At 68.7% G+C, this 22,920-nt stretch carries 21 protein-coding genes and 1 pseudogene; 11 read left to right on the top strand and 11 right to left on the bottom strand.

Annotated elements, in window-relative coordinates:
• Positions 1 to 4 precede the first annotated feature (4 nt).
• Positions 5 to 271 carry an accessory factor UbiK family protein gene (locus MNR01_RS10020; protein WP_241917669.1) on the bottom strand — a complete coding sequence of 89 codons (267 nt, stop codon included), beginning with the start codon at positions 269 to 271 and terminating at the stop codon, positions 5 to 7.
• Between the two features lie 190 nt (positions 272 to 461).
• Between MNR01_RS10020 and MNR01_RS10015 the strand changes: the two genes are divergently transcribed.
• Together MNR01_RS10015 and MNR01_RS10010 are read left to right on the top strand one after the other, a co-directional pair.
• A complete protein-coding gene (locus MNR01_RS10015) occupies positions 462 to 800 on the top strand; it encodes a P-II family nitrogen regulator (protein ID WP_158732151.1) in 339 nt (112 codons plus the stop codon).
• Between the two features lie 71 nt (positions 801 to 871).
• Complete coding sequence (locus tag MNR01_RS10010; protein WP_241917668.1) at positions 872 to 2,014, top strand: acyltransferase; 1,143 nt, start codon at positions 872 to 874, stop codon at positions 2,012 to 2,014.
• On the opposite strand, the gene MNR01_RS10005 is transcribed toward MNR01_RS10010, so the two are convergent.
• Both MNR01_RS10005 and speE read right to left on the bottom strand, forming a co-directional pair.
• A complete protein-coding gene (locus MNR01_RS10005) occupies positions 2,004 to 2,657 on the bottom strand; it encodes a kinase (RefSeq protein ID WP_241920586.1) in 654 nt (217 codons plus the stop codon). The two genes, MNR01_RS10010 and MNR01_RS10005, sit on opposite strands and share 11 nt — an antisense overlap.
• Positions 2,658 to 2,884: 227 nt before the next feature.
• The gene (gene speE, locus MNR01_RS10000; protein ID WP_241917667.1) at positions 2,885 to 3,736 is read right to left on the bottom strand and encodes a polyamine aminopropyltransferase; all 852 of its coding nucleotides are present in this window, start codon (positions 3,734 to 3,736) and stop codon (positions 2,885 to 2,887) included.
• 253 nt (positions 3,737 to 3,989) lie between these two features.
• On the opposite strand from speE, the gene MNR01_RS09995 reads away from it, so the two are divergent.
• The 3 genes from MNR01_RS09995 (at position 3,990) to MNR01_RS09985 (ending at position 8,804) form a co-directional block, all read left to right on the top strand.
• Positions 3,990 to 5,810, top strand: a complete 1,821-nt coding sequence (locus MNR01_RS09995) for a M48 family metalloprotease (RefSeq protein ID WP_241920585.1) — start codon at positions 3,990 to 3,992, stop codon at positions 5,808 to 5,810.
• Between the two features lie 92 nt (positions 5,811 to 5,902).
• The gene (gene speA, locus MNR01_RS09990; protein ID WP_241917666.1) at positions 5,903 to 7,801 is read left to right on the top strand and encodes an arginine decarboxylase; all 1,899 of its coding nucleotides are present in this window, start codon (positions 5,903 to 5,905) and stop codon (positions 7,799 to 7,801) included.
• A gap of 52 nt (positions 7,802 to 7,853) precedes the next feature.
• Positions 7,854 to 8,804, top strand: coding sequence for an NAD(P)-dependent oxidoreductase (locus MNR01_RS09985; protein WP_256451875.1), 951 nt, complete (start codon positions 7,854 to 7,856; stop codon positions 8,802 to 8,804).
• Here the strand turns inward: MNR01_RS09985 and MNR01_RS09980 are convergent.
• The 4 genes from MNR01_RS09980 to radC all read right to left on the bottom strand — a co-directional run bounded on the left by MNR01_RS09980 (position 8,788) and on the right by radC (position 12,698).
• A complete protein-coding gene (locus MNR01_RS09980) occupies positions 8,788 to 9,189 on the bottom strand; it encodes a hypothetical protein (protein WP_241917664.1) in 402 nt (133 codons plus the stop codon). The two genes, MNR01_RS09985 and MNR01_RS09980, sit on opposite strands and share 17 nt — an antisense overlap.
• A gap of 174 nt (positions 9,190 to 9,363) precedes the next feature.
• The gene (locus MNR01_RS09975) at positions 9,364 to 10,179 is read right to left on the bottom strand and encodes an SPOR domain-containing protein (RefSeq protein WP_241917663.1); all 816 of its coding nucleotides are present in this window, start codon (positions 10,177 to 10,179) and stop codon (positions 9,364 to 9,366) included.
• A complete protein-coding gene (argS, locus tag MNR01_RS09970) occupies positions 10,180 to 11,868 on the bottom strand; it encodes an arginine--tRNA ligase (RefSeq protein ID WP_241917662.1) in 1,689 nt (562 codons plus the stop codon).
• A 155-nt stretch (positions 11,869 to 12,023) separates the two neighbouring features.
• Complete coding sequence (gene radC / locus MNR01_RS09965; RefSeq protein ID WP_241917661.1) at positions 12,024 to 12,698, bottom strand: DNA repair protein RadC; 675 nt, start codon at positions 12,696 to 12,698, stop codon at positions 12,024 to 12,026.
• 225 nt (positions 12,699 to 12,923) lie between these two features.
• Between radC and coaBC the strand changes: the two are divergent.
• The 3 genes and pseudogenes from coaBC (at position 12,924) to MNR01_RS09950 (ending at position 17,109) form a co-directional block, all read left to right on the top strand.
• Positions 12,924 to 14,154: pseudogene (coaBC, locus tag MNR01_RS09960) on the top strand (bifunctional phosphopantothenoylcysteine decarboxylase/phosphopantothenate--cysteine ligase CoaBC).
• Positions 14,155 to 14,306: 152 nt separating this feature from the next.
• The gene (gene dut / locus MNR01_RS09955; RefSeq protein ID WP_241917660.1) at positions 14,307 to 14,765 is read left to right on the top strand and encodes a dUTP diphosphatase; all 459 of its coding nucleotides are present in this window, start codon (positions 14,307 to 14,309) and stop codon (positions 14,763 to 14,765) included.
• Positions 14,766 to 14,790: 25 nt separating this feature from the next.
• Complete coding sequence (locus MNR01_RS09950) at positions 14,791 to 17,109, top strand: phosphomannomutase/phosphoglucomutase (protein ID WP_241917659.1); 2,319 nt, start codon at positions 14,791 to 14,793, stop codon at positions 17,107 to 17,109.
• 109 nt (positions 17,110 to 17,218) lie between these two features.
• Here the strand turns inward: MNR01_RS09950 and MNR01_RS09945 are convergent, their stop codons facing one another.
• The 3 genes from MNR01_RS09945 to MNR01_RS09935 all read right to left on the bottom strand — a co-directional run bounded on the left by MNR01_RS09945 (position 17,219) and on the right by MNR01_RS09935 (position 19,124).
• A complete protein-coding gene (locus tag MNR01_RS09945; protein WP_241917658.1) occupies positions 17,219 to 17,860 on the bottom strand; it encodes a hypothetical protein in 642 nt (213 codons plus the stop codon).
• 65 nt (positions 17,861 to 17,925) lie between these two features.
• Positions 17,926 to 18,588 (bottom strand): orotate phosphoribosyltransferase, encoded by a 663-nt coding sequence (gene pyrE / locus MNR01_RS09940; protein WP_241917657.1) that lies wholly within the window; start codon positions 18,586 to 18,588, stop codon positions 17,926 to 17,928.
• Positions 18,589 to 18,599: 11 nt separating this feature from the next.
• Positions 18,600 to 19,124, bottom strand: a complete 525-nt coding sequence (locus MNR01_RS09935) for a GNAT family N-acetyltransferase (protein ID WP_241917656.1) — start codon at positions 19,122 to 19,124, stop codon at positions 18,600 to 18,602.
• 67 nt (positions 19,125 to 19,191) lie between these two features.
• Here MNR01_RS09935 and MNR01_RS09930 point away from each other — a divergent pair, with 67 nt between their 5' ends.
• The 3 genes from MNR01_RS09930 to MNR01_RS09920 are packed head-to-tail and all read left to right on the top strand — an operon-like array spanning position 19,192 to position 21,740.
• Positions 19,192 to 19,965 carry an exodeoxyribonuclease III gene (locus MNR01_RS09930; protein ID WP_241917655.1) on the top strand — a complete coding sequence of 258 codons (774 nt, stop codon included), beginning with the start codon at positions 19,192 to 19,194 and terminating at the stop codon, positions 19,963 to 19,965.
• Complete coding sequence (locus MNR01_RS09925; protein ID WP_241917654.1) at positions 19,955 to 21,364, top strand: MFS transporter; 1,410 nt, start codon at positions 19,955 to 19,957, stop codon at positions 21,362 to 21,364. The genes MNR01_RS09930 and MNR01_RS09925 overlap by 11 nt, the downstream gene beginning before the upstream one ends.
• 40 nt (positions 21,365 to 21,404) lie before the next feature.
• The gene (locus MNR01_RS09920; protein WP_241917653.1) at positions 21,405 to 21,740 is read left to right on the top strand and encodes a hypothetical protein; all 336 of its coding nucleotides are present in this window, start codon (positions 21,405 to 21,407) and stop codon (positions 21,738 to 21,740) included.
• 27 nt (positions 21,741 to 21,767) lie between these two features.
• Here MNR01_RS09920 and MNR01_RS09915 read toward each other — a convergent pair whose 3' ends face one another.
• Positions 21,768 to 22,919, bottom strand: coding sequence for an anhydro-N-acetylmuramic acid kinase (locus tag MNR01_RS09915; protein WP_241917652.1), 1,152 nt, complete (start codon positions 22,917 to 22,919; stop codon positions 21,768 to 21,770).
• Position 22,920: the final 1 nt, after the last annotated feature.

Below are 22,920 nucleotides of genomic sequence, written 5' to 3'. Positions count from 1 at the left end.
CGGGTCAGTGGCGCGGCGTGGCGCTGCCGCCGAGCTGGGCTTCGAGCTCGGCGACGGTGCGCTGCAGCTCGTCGAGCTTCTCGCGGGTGCGCAGCAGCACGGCGCGCTGCACCTCGAACTCCTCGCGCGTGACCAGGTCGAGCTTGGCCAGGCCCGATTGCAGCACCGACTTGAAGTTCTGCTGGAGCTCCTCGCGGCTCTCACGCAGGCCCGGCGGGACCAGGGTGCTCAGGCGGCGGGCGAGGTCGTCGATATGGTTGAGGTCGATCATGGGTGATGTGTCCTCCAGCAGTTATCGCAGCTTGGGGCGGGGGGCGTGAGGGCGCCGTAGGCGTCTGCTGCAACCTGCTGTCAGGAAATTCCGAGCGGGCGGGCCACTGTAGCGCATGGCTACTCGCGCTGGCGCCGTCTTCGCTATCCTGCCGCGTAGCAGGGGTCCGGTCCGGACCGGGAGAGATGCGATGAAGATGGTCATGGCGGTGATCAAGCCGTTCAAGCTAGACGACGTCCGCGAGGCGCTGGCCGAAGCCGGCGTGGCCGGAATCACCGCCACGGAGGTCAAGGGTTTCGGTCGGCAGAAGGGCCATACCGAGCTCTACCGCGGCGCGGAATACGTCGTCGACTTCCTGCCCAAGATCAAGCTTGAGGTCGCCATCACCGACGACCAGGTCGAGGCCGTGGTCGAAGCGATCATGAAGGCGGCCGGCACCGGCAAGATCGGTGATGGCAAGATCTTCGTCTGGGACCTGGAACGCGCAGTGCGCATCCGCACCGGTGAGATGGACGGCGACGCGCTCTAGATTCCGCACTAGGCCTGTCCAACAGGCCCGTCGCGCCACGGATCGGCGCGGTACCGACACAGGATGTGTCAATGAGCCGACTTCCCGGACTGGAGCTGTTGCGTGCCATCGCCGTCATCTGGGTGATGCTGTTCCATTCGTTTCTCGTCGGCGGCCTCGGCCCCGATTTCGCCTGGCTGTCGCGCTTTGGCTGGATGGGCGTGGACGTCTTCTTCGTCCTCAGCGGCTTCCTGATCGGCAGCCAGGTGCTGGCGCCACTGGCACGCGGCGAGCGGCTGTCGTTCGCCGACTTCTACTCGCGCCGCGCCTACCGGATCCTGCCGGCGTTCGCGGTGACGCTGGCGATCTACCTGGCCTTCCCGGGCCTGCGTGAGAGCGACGGAATTGCCCCGTGGTGGCAGTTCGCAACGTTCACCATGAACCTGCAGGCCCACTACGAACCGCATGTCGCGTTCTCGGACGCGCAGGCAGCGTTCTCGCACGCGTGGTCGCTGTGCGTGGAGGGGCATTTCTACCTGGCCTTCCCGGCCTTGGCGGGGTGGCTGACGCGCAGGCCATCGGTGATGAAGGTCATCGGCATGTGCGTGTTCGTCGTGCTGGCGGGCGTCTTGTTGCGCACCGGCACGTGGCTGTACAACACCGCGCTCGATCCGCCGCGCAACTGGTTCGTCGAAGACATCTACTACCCGACCTGGAATCGCCTGGATGGCCTGCTGGCCGGCGTCGTGCTGGCCACCATCTCGGTGTACCGCCCGGGGCTGTGGGCGCGCATGGGCAAACTCGGCAACGGATTCGCGGCGTTCGGCCTGGCGATCTTGGCGCTGACGATGTGGTTGTTCCAGCAACGCTCGGGACTGCGGGGCAACTCGATCGGCTGGCCGGTGTTGTCGGCAGGCATTGCCAGCCTGGTCGTGGCCGGTGCGAGCACGCGCAGCTGGATCGGGCGCTGGAGCGTGCCGGGCGCGGCATGGATCGCGGCGGTGTCCTACAGCCTCTACCTGAGCCACATGCTGGTACTGCATGCGGTCCATGTCCAACTCGGCGAATGGCTACAGGGCAGCGGCCTGATTGCATTCGCCGTCTATGCGGCGGCGACGCTCGCCGGCGGCGCGCTCCTGCACTACGCCGTCGAGAGACCATTCCTGCAACTGCGCGCGCGTCGGCAATCGTCCGGTCGCAGCGCTCGCGATAGCGGTGCCCCCTTTACCGCTTGATCACCCGGTACAACCGCCGCCAGCCATCGCGTATGGCGCGCACCCAGGTCGGCTCGGCCAGCGCAGCGGCCTGCGTCGCGGTAGGTCCTTCACCGGTCAGTCGCTGTTGCATCTTGAACACATTGGCCAGGTCGCTGCGACGAAGCTGCCGCACCAGCGGCAGTGATCGAAGCCAGCGTGGCGTGCGCAGCGCCGAGGCATAGTCGATCAGCACCGGCGTGGTGCCGCAGACCAGGATGTTGGAGGCATGCAGGTCGTTGTGGGTGATGCCGGCGGCGTGCAGGCTGGCCACTGCGCCACGCAGTTGCTGGAACAACTGTGTGCCGGCGGCCTGCAGCGTGTCGGCATCGAGCGGCTCACCCGGTACCAGTTCCATGCCCAGCGCCAGGCCGCCGATCGTGCCGAGCAGTGCCGGTGCGTGGCGCCAGCCTCGCAGCAGCCGCAGCACGCGCGCTTCACGGCGCACCAGGATTCGCGCGAACGGCGCCAGTGGCGTCCAGCGATAGCGGCTGTAATCCTTGATCACCGCGGGGCGTCCGCCCAGGTCGGCGACATAGACATTGGGCTCAAGCAATCGTTCGCCACGCTTGAGCATCCGCGACGGTCGCGGCACCGGCCGCACCCGCGGGGCCGGGAGTTTCATCAGATTCATTGGGCGGCATCCAGGCCGGCACCGTGGACCGTCTGGGGGAGGGAACGGGCCGGTCTCGCAGGGGGAGGGCGAGGCAGGCGCGAATTCTAGGCCGCGCTGGCGCTTGTGACAGTCCCGCGAACGGAACGATGCATTGCGTGCCGGCGGCCGCTTCCGGCCCGAAAACGCAAAGAACCCCGTATGTGCGGGGCTCTTTGTTGGACTGCCAGTCGCCGGACTTACTCGCCCAATTCGGCGGCCACGAACGGCGGCAGCTTGGCCGCGCCCTGGTGGATGTCGGCGGTGTAGTAGCGGGTCTGGAAACTCTTGGCGCGCGCGTCGGCTTCGCGGAAATCGAAGCCCTTGCCCTTGCGGGCGAGCGTGCAGCTCCACCAACCGGTCGGGTAGCACGGCTGCGGGAACGGCAGCGTCTGGAACGTCGTGAAGCCGGCCTTGCCCATCTCCGCGCGCATTTCCTTGATCAGCTCCAGCAACATCAGCGGCGACTCGGACTGCTGCACCAGGATGCCGTCGTCCTTGAGGGCACGGAAGCAGCTTTCGAAGAAGGCCTTGTTGAACAGGCCCTCGGCCGGACCGACCGGGTCGGTCGAGTCGACGATGACCACGTCGAGGCTGTTGGGCGCGGCGTTCTTCATGAAGGCGATGCCGTCATCGAACATCAGCGTCGCGCGCGGATCGTTGTTGGCGTCGCACAGCTCCGGGAACCACTTCTCGGCCATGCGCGTGACCTGCTCGTCGATGTCGCACTGCACCGCGCTCTCCACGCCCGGGTGCTTGAGCACCTCGCGCAGCGTGCCGCAATCGCCACCGCCGATGATGACGACGTTCTTCGGCGCGGCGTGGGTGAACAGCGCCGGGTGCGACATCATCTCGTGATAGAAGAAGTTGTCCTTCGTCGTCAGCATCATCGCGCCGTCGATGAGCATCAGGTTGCCCCAGTCGGTGCTCTCGAAGATCTCGATCTTCTGGAACGGCGACTGCACCTCGTCGAGCTTGCGGGTGATGCGATAGCCGATGGCCGAGCCGGTCGGTTCGAAGTTTTCGTAATGCCAGGAGGTGTTGTTGCTCATGCCGGTTCGTCCCAGGGGAGGTGGCCGCATCCCGAAGGTGACCGTCGTCGATGACGGGCCCGGGTGCTGGCGGGGGATAGGGGGCGGCATTGTAGCGGACCGGCCGTGACGCGCCGGATGCGAAGGTTCCGGCCAGGCCCCGGCGCTCGCCGGCGCGCCGCGGCCTACTCAAGCGGTGCCCATTCCCCCTACGATGTCGCCACCTCAGGGGGAGGCAACAAGGATGGCGTCAGTCGCGCGGTATCGGGGGTTGGTGGATCGTCTGGAGCGCGAGGCGCGGCAATCGCCCGGGCGGTACCGCTTCAAGCTGGCGCTGCTGGCGGGCCTGGGTTTCGCGGTGCTCGGCGGCACGGTCGTGCTGGCACTGGGCATGTCGGTCGGTCTGGTGCTCGTGCTGGCGGCGATCAGCCCGATCCTGCTGCTCAAACTGATCAAGATCATCTGGATCCCGATCGCGTTCGGCTGGTTCGTCATCAAGTCGCTGTGGATCCGCATGGAGCCGCCGTCGGGCTACGTGCTGCGCGACGGCGAGGCGCCGGAGCTGCGGGCCGAGGTCGAGTGGTTGCGCGAGCAGACCGGCGCGCCGCCGCTGCAGGGCATCATCATCGACTCGCAGCTCAACGCTGCAGCAGCCAGCGTTCCGCGCGCCATGGGGCTGATCGGGCATGCGCACTACCTGGTGCTCGGGCTGCCGCTGATGCAGCTGCTGAACCGCGAGCAGTTCGACTCGGTCATCGCCCATGAGTTCGGCCACTTCGGTGGCGGTCACAGTCGCTTCGCCGGCTGGATCTACCGCGTGCGGGCGAGCTGGTACACCCTGCTCGACGGCCTGGCGCTGCAGCGCTCGTGGACCACGCGGCTGTTCAGGCGTTTCTTCGACTGGTATGCGCCGTATTTCAACGCCTACAGCTTCGTGCTTGCCCGCGCCAACGAATACGAGGCCGATGCGACGGCGGCACGCGTCGTCGGTGCGCCTGCGGCAGCCCAGGCCTTGCAGCGGGTGGGGCTGGGCGCGACCGTGCTCGACCGCGACTTCTGGCCGGGCGTGCAGCGCTCCATGCAGACCCATGCGCAGCCACCCTTGGCGCTGTACCGCGAGATGGCGGCGAGCTTCTCCAGGCCGGGCGCGGACGAAAGCACGCGCCTGGCCGAGTTGCTGCAGGAGACGCCGGATCTGGAGGACACGCATCCGACCCTGGCGCAGCGCCTGGAGGCGCTCGGCCAAGCCGCTGCTCCGGTGCCGGCGCCCAACCGCAGTGCCGCCGATGTGCTGCTCGGGCCGCTGCAGGAGCTGTTGCAGGAGCGCTTCAGCCAGGAGTGGCGCGAACAGGTCGAAGAGCAATGGCGTGAGCGCCACGGCCAGCATCGGCGCGATAGCGCCCGCCTCGACGAACTGGAAAACCGGGCCGAACGCACGGGCGACGAGGCGGTGGAGCACGCGCGCCTGGTCGATGACCTGCGTCCCGACGTCGACGCAGTGCCGCTGTTCCGTGCGGCCATCGAGATCAGTCCGAATGACCCGCTGGCGCACTACCGGCTGGGCGTGCTGTTGCTCCAGCGCGACGACAATGCCGGCGTCGTCCACCTGCGCCGCGCGATGGACCTCGACCCGGACGCGACCGAGCCCGCGCTCCACCAGCTCGATCGCTACCACCAGCGCCGCGGCAACATCACCGAGCGCGAAGCGGTGCAGGCGCGCCTGCGCGCGCTGAACGATCGCCGCATCGATGCGCTGCATGCCCGCAACGAACTGGGTGCGCGCGACCGCTTCGTCGCCCACGGCCTGGAACCGGCCGTGTTGCGCGAGGCCGTCGAGGCCTTCGACGGCGTCGGCAACGTCAAGCAGGCCTGGATCGCGCGCAAGCAGATCGACGGCGACAGCTCGGGCGTGCACCACTACGCGGTGCTGGTGGCCTGGCGCGGCATGGTGCTCAACGAGTCCTCGACCCTGCAGAAGGTGGTGGATGCGCTGGAGTTGCCCGGCAGCTTCATCGTGTTCACCGCGGCCAACCAGCGGTCGGTGGCCTCGCGGGTCAAGAAAGCCGCCGGAGCCCCGGTCTACGGCCGCCGCTAGGGGCTCTGCGGGGGGTTGGCGGAATGTGGACGGCCCGCAGGGCAGGGGGGCTGTAGAATGCGCCTCCCCCAACCTCCGCCGGTAGCACGCCGATGTCCCACTGGTCGCTCGATCAGGCCCGCAAGACCTACTCGATTCCGCATTGGTCGGAGGGCTACTTCGATGTGAATGCGGCCGGGCAGGTCGTGGTCCGTCCGCGCGGTGCAGCCGGTCCGGACGTGTCGCTGCCGGAGGTGGTCGACCGCGCCCGCGGCAACGGCGCCAAGCTGCCGCTGCTGGTGCGCTTCCCCGACATCCTCGGCGACCGCCTCGGCAAGCTGCAGTCGGCCTTCGCCCAGGCCCAGGCCGACTGGGACTACGCCGGCGGCTACACCGCCGTGTACCCGATCAAGGTCAACCAGCACCAGGGCGTGGCCGGAACGCTGGCCTCGCACCACGGCGACGGCTTCGGCCTGGAAGCGGGCAGCAAGCCCGAGCTGATGGCGGTGCTGGCGCTGAGCCGCCCCGGTGGCCTGATCGTCTGCAACGGCTACAAGGACCGCGAGTACATCCGCCTGGCCCTGATCGGCCGCAAGCTCGGCATGCAGACCTTCATCGTCATCGAGAAGCCGTCCGAGCTGGCGATCGTCATGGAAGAAGCCGCGGCGCTGGGCGTGAAGCCCGGCCTGGGCGTGCGCATGCGCCTGGCCAGCCTGGGCGCCGGCAAGTGGCAGAACAGCGGCGGCGACAAGGCCAAGTTCGGCCTGTCCCCGCGCCAGGTGCTGGACCTGTGGAAGAAGCTGCGCGACACCGGCATGACCGACTGCCTGCAGCTGCTGCACTTCCACATGGGTTCGCAGATCTCCAACGTCCGCGACATCGCCAACGGCATGCGCGAGGCGACGCGCTACTTCGTCGAGCTGTCGCGCCTGGGCGCGCGCATCGCCTACATGGACGTCGGCGGCGGTCTGGGCATCGACTACGAGGGCACGCGTTCGCGCGGCTACTGCTCGATCAACTACGGCGTGCACCAGTACGCCAGCAACATCGTCCAGCCGCTGGCCGAGGCCTGCGCCGAACACGGCCTGGTGCCGCCGCGCATCGTCACCGAGTGTGGTCGTGCAATGACCGCGCACCACGCGGTGCTGGTGGCCAACGTGTCCGAGGTCGAGGAAGCGCCGGAAGGCCGCATCCCCGACGAGCACGACGACGAGCCGGCCGTGATCCGCCACCTGCGCGAGATCCACGCCGAACTCGACCAGCGCCCGGCGGTGGAGCTGTTCCACGAGGCCCAGCACCACCACAGCGAAGGTCTGTCGCTGTACGCACTCGGCCAGATAGACCTGGTGCATCGCGCGCGCATCGACGATCTGTTCTACGCGATCGCGCACGCCGTGCGTAAGCGTCTGAGCTTCGACGAGAAGAGCCATCGCGAGCTGCTCGACGAACTCAACGACCGCCTGGTCGACAAGTACTTCGTCAACTTCAGCGTGTTCGAGTCGATCCCGGACGTGTGGGCGATCGACCAGGTGTTCCCGATCGTGCCGATCGAGCGCCTGGACGAGGCGCCGACGCGCCGCGGCATCCTCGCCGACATGACCTGCGACTCCGACGGCACGGTCAAGACCTACGTCGAGAACGAAGGCCTGGACACGTCGATGCCGCTGCACGCGCCGCGCCCGGGCGAGAGTTACCGCCTCGCATTTTTCCTGGTCGGTGCCTACCAGGAGATCCTCGGCGACATCCACAACCTGTTCGGCGACACCGATGCCATCGAGGTTCGTGTCGACACCAAGGCGACCGAGGGTTACCAGCTGACCCAGCAGCGTCGCGGCGACACGACCGATGTCATGCTCGACTACGTCGGCTACAAGCTGTCGGACCTGCGCGCGGCCTACAAGGCCAAGGTTGCCGCGGCGGGTTTGCCGGCCGACGAAGCTGCACGGATGGACGCGGCCCTGGAAACAGGACTGACCGGCTACACCTACCTCGACGACACGCCGCTGGCGTAAGCGTCAAACCCGAACCAGACACGACCCATACGACTCCGCGCCCCGGCGCGGACTGCAGCGGTCCCCGCGGGGCGGCGGATCGCGTTATCAGTCAGGAAGGTGGCAGCGAACCGCTGCCCCTCCTGCCACCACGTGGAATGTGAATACGATGAAAGTTGGACTGATCGGCCTGGGTGCGATGGGCGCGCCGATGGCGCGTTACGTACACAGCAAGGGCTTGCTGACCGCGGTGGGCAACCGCACCCAGGCCAAGGCCGATGCGATGGCGGCGGAGCTGTCGGTGCGCGCGGCGCGCTCGGCGGCGAACTTCGCCGACTGCGACGTGGTGGTGCTGTGCGTCTCGCTCGACGCCGACGTTCTGGAGAACGTCGCCGCGCTGGCCGAAGTGCTCAAGCCCGGTGCGGTGGTGATCGACCACTCCACCGTGGCCGTGGAGACGGCGCGCCGCTGCGCCGCCATGCTCGGTGCGCACAACATCGCCTTCCTCGATGCACCGGTGTCCGGCGGCGTCGAAGGCGCGCGCAACGGCAAGCTGTCGGTCATGGTCGGCGGTGATTCCGAGGCGCTCGACAACGTCCGCCCCATCATTGAAAGCTATGCCGCGCGGGTCACCCACATGGGCGCGACTGGCGCCGGCCAGGCCACCAAGGCGGTCAACCAGGTGCTGGTCGCCGGGATCAACGAGGCCGTCAGCGAAGGCCTCGCGCTGGGCGAGAAGCTCGGCCTGATTCCCGACAAGCTGCTGCCGACCCTGCTGGCCGGCGCGGCAAGCAACTGGTTCCTGGAGAAGCGTGGCGCGACCATGCTGCGCGATGAGTTCGCACCGGGATTCAAGTGCGCGCACATGCTCAAGGACCTGCGCATCGTGCAGTCCATCGCGCGCGACTGCGGCCTGCGACTGCCGACCGTCGAACAGGCGCTGGCCGACTATGCCGAACTGATCGAACACGGCCAGGGCGAGGCCGATACTTCGGCCCTGATCACCCTCAAGCGCGGCGGCTGATCCGCGCCAGGCATTGCGCACCGCACTGGGCGCCAACACGGGCGCCCAGCACCGCGAAGGCCAACGACAGCGCCATCGCCAGCGCATTGAACCTGAGCACCGCCGCCACCGACATCGACGGCGCGGGAAGCGTGGACAGCACGGCGATGCTCAGCACCCATACCAGTGCCACCAGCGCCGCCGCGATGCGGGCAAAGCGCGGTCCGGCAATGGCGCCGCCGGCGGTCATCGCGACCAGCACGCCCAGCAGATCGAGCAATGGCAGCTCGCCCAGCGGCGTCGCCAGTGCCTGGTTCATGCGCGCGCCGAACAGCATCGTGACCCACGCGAACAGCATCAGCAGGCCCAATGCCGCGATGCAGCCCCAAAGAATGCGCTTGTCCATGCCGTCCCCTCTAAGATCGCCGCAGTCTAGCCCGCGCGTTCGCGCAGCGCGGTGACCGTGGTCGCAGAGGCCTCACGTAGCCCGGACCTCACGTAGCCCGGGCAAGCGAAGCGCACCCGGGGTGGTGTCGCCGGTGCCCCGGGTGCGCTTCGCTTACCCGGGCTACGGTCCGGTTTATTTGACCTTGATGGCCATCGCCGGCAGTCCGCCGCTGGCGAGCTTGCGCTTGGCGTCGGCCAGGTCGCTGGCGGTGCCGTAGGGTCCCATCCGCACGCGGTACACGGTCGAGCCCTTGATGCTCGCCGACTCCACGCGCGCGCTCAGGCCGAGCAGGGCGATCTTCGCCTTCATTTCCTCGGCCTGGCCCGAGGCCTGGAACGCCCCGGCCTGGAGCAGGTAACGGGTGCCATCGTCGACCGCCGCTGCGGCCGGTGTGGCGGCGCTGGCGGTGGTCGCTGCTGCCGCCGGTGTCGTGTCAGCGCTCGTCGGCGCGGTGGCCGGCGTCGCCGCCGGGGCCGTCTCGACCGGCTTGGGCAGCGAGGCGACGGTCTTGCTGTCGGCCTTGTCCGCGGCGGCATCGTCGGCCTTGTTTGCCTTCTGCTGCGCGGCCTCGCGCTTGGCTTCGGCCTGTTCGCTGGCGGCCAGCTCGGCGTCCGACATCGGCACTTCCTTGCCCGGCAACAGGGTGTAGAAGTCGTAGTCGGTGTCCTTCTTGTCACCATTGCCGCGCTTGGGCTTGTCCGCCGGCTCGCGGCTGTCGCCGTCGCTGGCGATGGCGTCATCTTCGCCGCTCGACACCGCCGCCGGCCTTGCGTCCGGGTTTGGCTGGGGACGGAAGAAGCCGTCGCCGCCGGACTTCAGGTACTTGGGCGCGACCAGGATGACCACAACGGCGAGCAGGATGCCCAGGACCATCCATGCCCATCCCGGCAAGCCGCCGCCATTTCCCTGGTTGCGCTTTGCCTGCGTCTTGCCGCGTCGTGCTGCCACTTACATCACCTCGGGGGCGCTGACGCCCAGTAGTTCGAGACCGTTGGCCAGGACCTGGCGCGTCGCCATCGCCAGCACGAGACGTGCATCGCGGGTGTTGGCGTCGTCGACCAGGAACTGGTGGTCGTTGTAGTACGTCTGGAAGGTCTGTGCCAGTTCGAGCAAATAGACGGCGATCTGGTGCGGCTCGAGGTCGCGGCCGGCGGTCTCGACCACGTCGCTGTAGCGCAGCAGGGTGGCGACCAGTTCGCGCGCCGGAGCATCGTCCAGGTCGAGCGGTTGCGCCAGGCCGTTGGCCTGGTCGTAACCCAGGCCACGCTCCTTGAGCTGGCGCACCAGGCCGCACATGCGCGCGTGCGAGACCTGGACGTAGTAGACCGGGTTGTCGAGCGACTGGCTGCGGGCGAAGTCGATGTCGAAGGTCAGCTGCGAATCGGGCTTGCGCGCGATCAGGAACCAGCGCGTGGCGTCGCGGCCGACCTCGTCGATCAGGTCGCGCAGGGTCACGTAGCTGCCGGCGCGCTTGGACAGCTTCACCTCCTCGCCACCGCGCATGACCGTGACCATCTGGTGCAGCATGTACTCCGGCCAGCCCTCGGGGATGCCGCAGTCCAGCGCCTGCAGGCCAGCGCGCACGCGCGCCAGGCTGCCGTGGTGGTCGGCGCCCAGCTCGGTCACCGCGCGCTCGTAGCCGCGCTGCCACTTGGACAGGTGGTAGGCGACGTCGGGCAGGAAGTAGGTGTAGGTGCCGTCGGACTTGCGCATCACGCGGTCCTTGTCGTCACCGAAGTCGGTGCTGCGCAGCCACAGCGCGCCGCCTTCCTCGTAGGTGTGGCCGTGCTTGACCAGCTCGCGCACGGTCTCCTCGACCTTGCCGTCGGTGTACAGCGACGACTCGAGGAAGTACACGTCGAACGACACGCCGAACGCGGCGAGATCGAGGTTCTGCTCGCGGCGCAGGTAGGCCACGGCGAAGCGACGGATCGCGTCGAGATCGTCCGGGTCCCTGGCGCCGGTGACGACATGGTCATCGACTTCGACACTGGCGCCGTCGAGGTAGGCGCGTGCGACGTCCTTGATGTAGTCGCCGCGGTAGCCGTCTTCCGGCCAGCCGGCGTCATCGGGGCCTTTGCCCTGCGCGCGTGCCTGCACCGAGATGGCCAGGTTGTTGATCTGCGCGCCGGCGTCGTTGTAGTAGAACTCGCGGGTGACGTCCCAGCCGTTGGCATCGAGCACGCGTGCGATGCAGTCGCCGATAACCGCGGCGCGGCCGTGGCCGACGTGCAGCGGACCGGTCGGATTGGCCGAGACGAACTCGACACCGGCACGATGGCCCTTGCCGGTGGCATTGCGGCCGTACGTCGCGGCCTGCGCCAGCACTTCGCCGATGCGTTCGCGCCATGCGCCTTCGGCGACGTGGAAGTTGATGAAGCCGGGGCCGGCGATCTCGATCCGCCCCACTTCGGCGCTCGCCGGCAGCGCATCGACCAGCGCCTGCGCGATCGCGCGCGGGTTGGACTTGGCCGGCTTGGCCAGCAGCATCGCCGCGTTGGTCGAGAAATCTCCCTGCGCATGGCTCTTGGGACGCTCGATCACGAACTCGGGCGTGGCCAGGTCGGCCGGCAGGGTGCCGGCGGCGCGGAGGGCGTCGATGGCCTGCGCCACCAGGGCGCGAAGAGTGGCTTTCACGGGGGGTCTGCGGGTGTTGCGGGACCCGGGATTGTACGCGACGAGGCGCGACGGGATCGGGCCTCAGGCCTGGATGGCGCCGTCCGCCCCGGGCGCGCACTGCCGTGTCGGCAATGCCTCGCTGCCCGGGTCGGCTGCCTCCCCCGCGGTGCCCCTCACACCCATCCGCGCGCCGCCATCGACACCGGCGGCCCGTCGGCGATCACGAAGTGGTCGAGCAGTCGCAGGTCGACCAGCGCCAGGGCCTGTTTCAGGCGCGCGGTGAGGGCGCGGTCAGCGGCGCTGGGTTCCGGGTTCCCGCTGGGGTGATTGTGGCCGACGATCAGCGCCGCGGCGTTGTGTGCCAGCGCGCGCCGGACCACTTCGCGCGGGTGCACTTCCGCGCCGTCCAGCGTGCCGCGGAACATCTCCTCGAACGCCAGCGCGCGGTGGCGGGTGTCGAGGAAGAGCACCGCGAACACTTCACGCGTCAGGCCGCGCAGGCGCTGGGCGAAATAGCGGCCGGCCGACATCGGGTCGTCGATGGCGGCGCCGCGCTGTAGGTCGGCACCCAGCCGGCGATGGCCCAATTCCAGCGCCGCCGCCAGCAGGCAGGCGCGGGCCGGCCCGAGGCCCGGCAGGCGCGCCAGTTGCGGCGGCGGCTGTTCGAGCAGCGCCCGCAGCGGCCCATGCGCTTGCAGCAGTTCGCGCGCAGTGGCAACCGCGTCGCGACCGCGCACGCCCGAACCGAGGAACAGTGCCAGCAGTTCGGCATCGGACAGGACGCCGGCGCCATGGGCCATGAGCCGCTCGCGCGGACGTTCGCTGCAGGGCCAGTCGCGGATGGGCATGGGCGTCCTTGCGGGCCTGGATTGGGGAAGGTGGTCGGCCGCCGCAGGGCGAGGGGGTTGCACCCGGGTCCTGCGGATTCCGCAGGCTCCGCAGGCCCCGGGTGCTGCATCACGGCGGCCGGCCACCCGAGTCCATTCCACCCATTGCGGCCCGCTCGCGCCGCCGGGCCGCAACGCCCCATCGGGTAAGCTAAAGATCGAATTGTCGGTAGGTAGTTCTCACAGATGACCGGACCCAGTGCTCTGCAAGGACACAAGATCCTGCTCTGCGTCTGCGGCGGCATCGCCGCCTACAAGTCCGCCGAGCTGGTGCGCCGCCTGCGCGACGCCGGTGCCGACGTGACCGTGGCGATGACGGACAACGCACAGCACTTCGTTGGAGCCACGACCTTCCAGGCCGTGTCGGGCCGGCCGGTGCGCACGTCGCTGTGGGATTCGGCGGCCGAGGCGGCCATGGGCCATATCGAACTGGCGCGCTGGGCCGACCGTATCGTCATCGCACCGGCCACGGCCAACACGCTGGCCAAACTCGCTCACGGGTTTGCCGACGACCTCGTCAGCACGCTGTGCCTGGCGACGACCGCGCCGCTCACCGTCGCGCCGGCGATGAACCACCGCATGTGGCTGCACCCGGCCACCCAGGCCAACATCGCGACCTTGCGTGCCCGTGGCGTCGACGTGATCGGACCCAATGACGGTCCGCTGGCCGAAGGCGAGTCCGGCCCGGGCCGCATGGCCGAGCCGGAAGAAATCGTTTCGGCACTGGCGCGGTCATGAGGTTGGCATGAGCACGCATGCATCGCTCGCCGGCCTGCGCATCGTGGTCAGCGCCGGCCCCACCTTCGAGGACATCGACCCGGTCCGCTTCATCGGCAACAGGAGCAGCGGCAAGATGGGGTTCGCCATTGCCCAGGCGGCAGCCCGTCGCGGTGCCCAGGTGGTGCTGGTGGCCGGCCCGGTCTCGCTGCCGACGCCCGATGGCGTGCAGCGGCTGGACGTGCGTTCGGCCGCGCAGATGCACGAGGCGCTGCTGGCGCAACTGCCGGCCGACGTCTACATCGGTGCCGCTGCGGTCGCCGACTTCGCCCCGGCGCAGGCAGCCGGCAGCAAGATCAAGAAGCAGTCCGGCCAGGACTCCCTGACCCTGACCCTGGTGCGCACCCGCGACATCCTCGCCGACATCGCCTCGCACGCGCAGCGCCCGCGGCTGGTCGTGGGATTCGCTGCCGAGACCGATCACGTCGAGGCCTACGCGCGCGGCAAGCTCGAGAACAAACGCCTGGACCTGATTGCCGCCAATCGCGTCGGCGTTGCCGGCAGCGGCTTCGAGAGCGACGACAACACGCTCAATGTGTTTGCCGCCGATGGCGCTGCGGCCGTGCTGGGACCGGCGCCGAAGGTTGAACTGGCCGACGCGCTGCTGGACCTGGTCGCCGAGCGACTGCCCCATCCCTGAGCAGCGTGCCCGGAGCAGCCCGCGCGGCTCTGCGCGACACTTTCTCGCCCGCACACGCCAACGCACCACCCCGGGCTGCCTCCAGTCATGGCATGGTATTTGCGTCGGCTGTCATGCCGGCATCCCGCAACGACGCCCATCAGAACCCACGAATGCACCACATCCTCCAGCTCCGGATCCTCGACCCGCGTTTCGGCTCGGAGTGGCCGCTACCGGATTACGCCACCACCGCCAGCGCCGGCCTCGACCTGCGCGCCGCGCTCGCCGAACCCCTGGTGCTGCAGCCGGGCGATACCGCACTGGTGCCGTCGGGGATGGCCATCCACCTGGGCGACCCCACGATGTGTGCGGTGATCCTGCCGCGTTCGGGCCTGGGCCATAAGCACGGCATCGTGCTGGGCAACGGCACAGGCCTGATCGACGCCGATTACCAGGGGCCGTTGTTGATCAGCGTCTGGAACCGTGGTCGCGAGCCTTTTACGATGCAGCCTGGGGATCGCATCGCCCAGCTGGTCATCCTGCCAATCGTGCGGGCGACGCTGCAGGTGGTTGAGGAATTCGAAACCAGCGCCCGTGGTGCCGGTGGCTTCGGCCACACCGGCGTGCGCTGACGTTGCGCTGGATAAGGGGAAGTTCATGAACGTTGCACAGAAAGAGCAGCTGGCGGCATCTGCCTCCCAGCTGAAGGCGGTGCTGCCGCTCGTCATCGCGGCCTGCGCATTGCTGGCCGCCTGGTTCGGCTGGAGCGGCTGGCAGCTGCACCAGGACGGCGAGCGCCGCGAATCCGTCACCCAGGTGCGTGACGACGCAGTCTCGGCCGCGCAGCGCGGGTTGGCTGCCGAGCAGAAGCAGCTCGCCGATCGCCTGGCCGCGCAGCCGCTGCAGGCAGCGCTGGCCGCAGGCGATCTGGCGGGGGCCTCCAGACTCCTTGGCGAGGGCTGGGCTGGCGCCGCCGACGCCAGCATCCTGTCCACGGACCTCGCCGGCGAGTACGCGACGCTGCCCAAGGGCGGTTACGGCCGCCTGGGCGTGATCGAAGCGGCCATCGCCGCGGACAAGCCGACCGCCGGCCTGGTGCGCCATGGTGGCGATACGCAACTGGCACTGGCGGCACCGGCACGCAATGGCGAAAAGGTAGTTGGCGTCGCCTACGTCCGCCTGCCGCTGCAGAAGGTCAGTGGCAATCTCGAGCAGGCCAGCGTCTCCGACGACAGTTACGTGGCCCTGCGTCAGGGTGGCTTCAGCGCGGTCGAGCGCGGCGATACCTCCCTGGCGGGCGGTGCCGAGGCACTGGCTGCCAAGGTGCCGGGCAGCGACCTGCGCGTGGCCGCGGCGGTGCCGGACGTCGCCGGCGGTCCGCTTGGCCTGGACGCGATGCTCTGTTTCGCCGCCGCCATCGTGTTCGCCCTGCTGGCCCTGCTGGCCTGGCGCGCGCCGCACCTCAAGCTGGCGCGGGGCAAGGTCGAGGCGGCAGATGAAGGTGACGTTCAGACGCTGGCGGAGAGCATGGAACAATCTCCCCTGCCCGTGAAATCGCCGCCCGTGCCTCCTTCCAAGCCAGTATCCAGCGCCCAGCCCATCGCCATCGACCGCGGCATCTTCCGCGCCTACGACATCCGTGGCGTGGTCGGCCAATCGCTGGACGCCGGCGTGGCCGAGCTGATCGGCCATGCCGTCGGCTCGCTGATGCACGACCAGGGCCTGACCGACATCGTGGTGGGTCGCGATGGCCGCCTGTCCGGTCCTGTGATGGCCGAAGGCCTGATCGCCGGCCTGCGCAAGGCCGGTCGCAATGTCATCGACATCGGCATGGCGCCGACGCCGGTGGTGTACTTCGGTGCCTACCACCTGCGCGCCGGCTCCTGCGTCTCGGTGACCGGCAGCCACAATCCGCCGGACTACAACGGATTCAAGATCGTGGTCGGCGGTGAAACCCTGTCCGGCACCGCGATCACCGACCTGTATGCGCGCATCGCCGACGACCGCCTGCACCTGGGCGACCTGGGCAACCTCAGCGAGCGCGACATCTCCGAGGACTATGTCCAGCGCATCGCCTCCGACGTGCAGATCGACCGCCCGCTGCGGGTCGTGGTCGATGCCGGCAACGGCGTCGCCGGCGAGATCGGTCCGCGCGTGCTCAGTGCCATCGGTGCCGAAGTCACGCCGCTGTACTGCGACATCGACGGCACCTTCCCGAACCACCATCCGGACCCGAGCGAGCCGCACAACCTGGTCGACCTGACCAAGATGGTGCAGCGCCTGGACGCCGACCTGGGCATCGCCTTCGACGGCGATGGCGACCGCCTGGGCGTGGTCACCCGCGATGGCGAGAACATCTTCCCCGATCGCCTGCTGATGCTGTTCGCGGCCGACGTGCTCGAACGCAACCCGGGCGCGGTGATCCTGTACGACGTGAAGTGCACCGGTCGCCTGCCGGGCCAGATCCTGCGCCACGGCGGCAGTCCGCTGATGTGGAAGACCGGCCATTCGCTGATCAAGGCCAAGATGCGCGAAACCGATGCGGAACTGGCCGGCGAGATGAGCGGCCACTTCTTCTTCAAGGAGCGCTGGTACGGGTTCGACGACGGCATCTATGCCGCCGCGCGCCTGCTGGAGATCCTGGCCGCGCAGCCGCGCAGCCCGAGCGAGACCCTCGCCGCGCTGCCCAATGGCGTGTCGACCCCGGAGATCAAGGTCGACGCGCCCGACGGCGACCCGCACAGCTTCGTCGAGCGCTTCCGCGATGAGGCCCGGTTCGAGGGCGGGCGACTGTCGACCATCGATGGCCTGCGCGTCGACTTTGCCGATGGCTGGGGCCTGGTGCGTGCGTCCAACACCACGCCGGTGCTGGTGATGCGCTTTGACGCCGACAGTGCCGACGCGCTGGCGCGCATCAAGGCCGACTTCCGCAACCAGTTGCTGGCGTTGAAGCCGGACCTGGTGCTGCCGTTCTGAAAAAGCTTCAGCCCTTCTCCCGCGTGGGGGAAGGGCTGTCAGCGGGTGGCGGAATGGGGGCCGTGCGCGGGTCGTCGGTCGGCGCAGACCTTGCGGCGCCCGGTCTTGCTCAGCCCTTGTCGTTGGACTTCTTCATCGCGTGGTAGCGCTCCAGCGCCGCAGCCAGGTCCTCGTCAATCAGCTCGCGCTCGGCCAGCTGGTCGGCCAGCATCGCCTTCTGGCGCAGCAGCAACTCGTGCTGGGTCTGGATGTTCTCGGCCGCCTTCTTCGGGACCGGCTTGCCGGACAGCTCGTTCTCGCCGGCGCGCCCAAGCAGGCTGATCAGGCTCTGGCGGCGTCCTTCGACGACCAGCCGGGAGGCCTTGATCGTCTCGTCCATCACCCCGATGCGCTCGCCGAAGGCGCGGCGCAGGTCGTCTTCGGTCGAATAGGACTCGGCCATGGCCCGGTCGCGTCGCGCCGCGACCTCGGCTGCCGCCCTGGCCTCCTGCTCGACCTTGGACTGCACCGCAGCGGCAGCGCGCTCTTCCTCGGTCAGTGCGCGCGGCAGCTGGCTGACGGCGCGGCCGCTCTTGGCATTGAACTCGGTGCGCGCGTTGTCGACCGCATGCGCGGGCAACGCGTCGCCGCAGACCTTGCCGCCGTTCTCGTTCCAGCAGTAGAGCTTCTTCGACGGCGCCTGCTGGGCGAGTGTCGACCCGGTCACGGCGATCAGCAGGGAGCAGGCGAGCAAGGGAAGCGTCTTGTTCATGGGGGATTTGCTGGCGGCAATGTTATTCACAAGCACATGCAAGACTCACGCCACCTTCGCGCCGATCACGCCGCCGCTTCGCTTCCATAGGCGTCGCGGTACGCCAGCAGGCGTTCGCGCTGGCTGGAAAGCCCGGCATTGCCGCTGGCAAAGGCAAGCAGGTCGGACAGGCTGGCCACGGCAATCACCGGCAGGCCCTGGTCGGCTGCGACCGTTTGTGCCGCGGAGCGTCGGGAAGTGGCCGGGTCGACGGCTTCCTGGCGGTCGAGTGCGATCACGATCCCGGCCGGCTCGCCACCGGCCTCGCGGATGATCGACAGCGCCTCGCGGATCGCGGTGCCGGCTGTGATCACGTCGTCGACGATCAGCACCTTGCGACCCTTCAGCGGCGCGCCGATCAGGCTGCCGCCTTCGCCGTGGGCCTTGGCTTCCTTGCGATTGAACGCAAGCGGCAGGTCGCGGCCACGGCGCGCGTACTCGCACGCCAGCGCGGTCGCCAGCGGGATGCCCTTGTAGGCCGGGCCGAACAGCAGGTCAAAATCGACCCCCTGGCCATCGATGGCGTCGGCATAGCAGCTGGCCAGCTCGGCCATGGCCGTGCCCGAGTCGAAACGGCCGGCATTGAAGAAGTACGGGCTCTGACGCCCGGACTTGAGGGTGAACTCGCCGAAGCGCAGGGCGTCGGCGCGCAGGGCAAGCTGCAGGAAGCGGGTGCGGTGGTCGGTCATGGCGGGTGCTGTCAGGGAATCGGGTGAAGGGAAAAGAGCATCAGGTGTTGCGGGCCGGCGCTGCCGCCCTGGAACAGCTCGCCGGTGTCGACGAAAGCGGCCTTGCGGTAGGCGGCGATCGCGGCGTGGTTGCTGCAGTTGACGGTGAGCACCAGCAAGGCCCGATCGGGATGGCGCCGACGCAGGTCGGCGCAACATGCCGCCATCGCCTGCGTGCCGATGCCGCGCCCCTGCTGGTCGTGGTCGATCACGAACGCGCGCAGGCCAACGCTGGGGGCGTGCATGGGCCGGCCGGCGACGGCATTGGGGGCGAAGTCGAGGCGGTAGAAGCCGACGACGCGGTCATTGGCAAGCACCGCCATCGCCTCGCTCATCGGGTCGCGCAGGCTGTCGCCGAGGTTGAAGGCGGTGTCGCCGACATAGCGATACTGGCCCTCGCCGACGCGAAGCGAGCGGACCGCGTTGGCGGTCGCCTCGTCGAGGACGCCGGTGACGCGCACGCGGGTGGCGGTTTCCATGGGCGCGATGGCTGGCATGGCGGGAATGATAGGCCCTGCCTGCCGCGTCCGGGCTATGATCGCCGCACACCGTCATGGAGTGCGCATGCGCATCATCAGCTTCAACGCCAATGGCCTGCGTTCGGCCGCCAGCAAGGGCTTCTTCGACTGGTTCAAGTCCCAGGATGCCGACGTGCTGTGCGTCCAGGAAACCAAGGCGCAGGAGCACCAGTTGGGTGATGCGGCCTTCCGTCCGGACGGCTATGGCGCCTGGTTCAAGGACGCCAGCACCAAGAAGGGCTACAGCGGCGTGGCGATCTACAGCCGCCGCGAGCCCGACGAAGTCCGCACCGCGATGGGCTGGGCACCGTTCGACGACGAGGGTCGCTACATCGAGGCGCGCTTCGGCAATCTCAGCGTCGTGTCGTTCTATATCCCCTCCGGTTCCTCCGGCGACGAGCGCCAGGGCTTCAAGTTCGAAGTCATGGAGTGGCTCAAGCCACGCCTGGAAGAATGGCTGGCCAGCGGCCGCGACTACGTCCTGTGCGGCGACTGGAACATCGTCCGCTCGCGCCTGGACATCAAGAACTGGACCAGCAACCAGAAGAACTCCGGCTGCCTGCCGCCGGAACGCGAGTGGCTCAACGGCCTGTGCGCCGACGACCGCGGTTGGGTCGATACCTACCGCGCGCTGCACACCGACGGCCAGGACTACACCTGGTGGAGCAACCGCGGCGCCGCCCGCGCCAACAACGTCGGTTGGCGCATCGACTACCAGCTGGCGACGCCGTCGCTGCGCGACCGGCTGAAGGCCTGCTCGATCTCGCGCGATCCGCGCTTCTCCGACCACGCCCCTTTCACGGTCGACTATGAGCTCTGACGTGGCCGTCGCCGCCAAGCCGGCGCGCAGAGGCTGGAAACTGGTCCTGGCCAACCTGAGCCAGCCCAAGGTGCTGGTGATGCTGCTGCTGGGCTTCAGCTCCGGCATCCCGATCTACCTGGTCGGCAACACCCTCGGCTTCTGGATGCGCGAAAACGCCATCGAGCTGTCGACGATCGGTTTCCTGTCGTGGGTGGGCTTGGCCTACTCGCTCAAGTTCCTGTGGGCACCGCTGGTCGACAAGCTCGATGCACCGGTGCTCGGCCGCTGGCTCGGCCGTCGCCGTGGCTGGATGCTGCTGTCGCAGATCGTGGTCGCCGTGGCCCTGGTCGGCATGGCGATGGTGCAACCGCAGCAGGGCCAGCTGGTGCTGGCCGGAGTCGTGCTCAACCAGTTGCTGGTGTTCGGCGCGCTGGCGCTGGTGGTGGCATTCGCCTCGGCGACCCAGGACATCGTCATCGACGCCTGGCGCATCGAGATTGCCGACAGCAACGAGCAGCAGGGACTGCTGACGGCGACCTCTGCGCTGGGCTACCGCGGTGCGTTGCTGGTCACCGACGCCCTGATCCTGATCTTCGCCGCCCATATCGGCTGGTCGATGTCGTACGAAGTGATGGCCGCGCTGATGGGCGTGGGCATGATGGCGACGCTGGCCGCGCGAGAGCCGGCGGCAAGCGTATTGGCGGCGAAGACGCCGCATCCGGCGCTGTTCACCGCCAAAGGCCTGTTCGACGCCCTGATCGGCCCGTTCGTGGTGTTCTTCCGCGACCACGGCCGCTGGGCGCTGCTGATGCTGGTGACGATCAGCCTGTACCGCCTCCCGGACTTCGTCTTCGGCCCGATGGCGAACCCGTTCTATGCCGACCTGGGGATCGACAAGGAAACCGTCGGTGCCGTGCGCGGTTCGTTCGGCCTGGTGGCGACCACCGTCGGCATTGCCGCGGCCGGCCTGTCGGCGCTGCGCTTTGGCTTCATTGCCACCCTGCTGGCCGGCGCCGTGCTCGGTCCGGCCTCCAACCTGGCTTTCGCCTACCTGGCCCACCACGGTGCCGATCCGGGCGTGTTCACCGCGGCAATGGTGATCGACAACTTCTGCAGCGGTTTTGCCGGCGTGGCCCTGATCGGCTACATGTCGAGCCTGACCAATGTCGGCTACACCGCCACCCAGTACGCCCTGCTCAGTTCGTTCTACGCGCTGCCGGGCAAGTTCCTGAAGGGCCTTTCCGGGGTCGCGGTCGAGCATCTGGAAGTGGGGCGCAGTTTGCTCGACGCCTATTCGCTATTCTTCGTGGGTACGGCCCTTATCGGCGTGCCTGCGTTGCTGCTTTGCCTGATACTGGCCGTGCGCCGTCCTGGCGCGGCGCCTGGTGCGCCCGCGGCCAATGGTTTGACCGGCTAGTCCGCGCTCTGTGGAGCGCGCTGCCCGCGAAGGAGTACCCATGACCGACATCATCCTGCACGACATCGACCCCCTGTTGCTGGACCGCATCAAGCGCGTCGCCAACCAGCGCGGATGGGGGCTGCAGGAGTCGCTGATGCATCTGCTCGAGCACGGCCTGTTCGCCATCGAGGCGGAGATAGCCGCGCGTTTCACCGATACCGATGCGATGGCCCTGCAGTCGGCCATTGCCGCGCTCGAGGGAATCCCCAGCGACCCCGGCTATGCCCTGATCGGCCGCGTCGAACGGCCAGCGGACGTGAAGACGCCGACGCTGGAACAGCAGGGCCTGACCGACATCGACCGCGACCTGCTCGACTTCGTCAAGAAGAGTTGAGGCGCAACCGGGGCGCCAGAGGCAGCGTCAGGCAGGATGAATCGCGCCGAGCACGCGCGGACCGCGGGCGCCACTGACGCTGGCCAGGTTGCCGGGACGGCCGGACATCGTTTGCCGGGCCAGCCACGCGAAACCCATGGCCTCGACGAAATCCGGGTCCACGCCATGGCGCGCGGTCGATTCGACGGTCGCGCCTGGCAGGTGCTGGGCGATCGCCGCCAGCAGGCGCGGGTTGTGCACGCCGCCGCCGCAGGCCAGTACGCGACGGGTGTCGGGCTGGTGCGCGAGCAGGGCATCGGCAATCGTGATCGCGCTCAGTTCCAGCAGCGTCGCCTGCACGTCCGCCGGGGCTTCCGTGCCGGCCAGCCGTGCCTGCAGCCAGTCGAGGTGGAAGTGCTCGCGGCCGGTGCTCTTTGGCGGCGGCAGCATGAACCACGGCTCGTCGAGCAGGCGCGCAAGCAGATCGGCATCCGGCTGTCCCTGCGCGGCGAACGCGCCGCCGGCATCGTAGGTCCGGCCGGTGTGGCGCTGGCACCAGGCATCCAGCAGGCAGTTGGCCGGGCCGGTGTCGAATCCGCGCACCAGGCCCTGCGCCGGCAGCAGCGTGAAGTTGGCGATGCCGCCCAGGTTGAGCACCGCGCGGTCTTCGCCTGCGTCGTGCAGCAGCGCGGCATGCAGCGCCGGCAGCAGGGGTGCGCCATGGCCCCCGGCAGCCACGTCGCGGCGACGGAAGTCGGCGACGGTGGTGATGCCGGTGCGCTCTGCGATCAGGTTGCCGTCGCCGAGTTGCCAGGTGAAAGGGTGCTGGCCATTGAAGCGGGCGCCTTCGGGACGATGGCGCACGGTCTGCCCGTGCGAGCCGACGGCAACCACCTGCGCCGGGCCGATGCCGGCCTCGACGAGAAGCTGCTGCGTTGCTGCGGCGAAGGCCTCGGCAATCTGCACGTCGAGCGTGCCGATCTCGTCCAGTGACTGCGCCTCTCCGCCCTGGCCCAGGGCCACCAGGCGCTCGCGGATGCCTGCATCCCAGGCGTAGGTGCGGCCCAGGAGCAGTTCGACGTCGTCTTGCGAGAACCGCACCAGCGCGGCATCGATGCCGTCGGCGCTGGTGCCCGAGATCAGCCCGACGAACAGGCCGTCAACGGGACTGCCGGCCGGCCCGGCGTGGAGCGCGGGCATG

The organism is Lysobacter sp. S4-A87, from assembly GCF_022637455.1.
In the GTDB taxonomy this organism is placed as follows: domain Bacteria; phylum Pseudomonadota; class Gammaproteobacteria; order Xanthomonadales; family Xanthomonadaceae; genus Lysobacter_J.
Note: the sequence above shows the minus strand (reverse complement) of the source record. Positions and strands in the feature narration are given on the sequence as shown.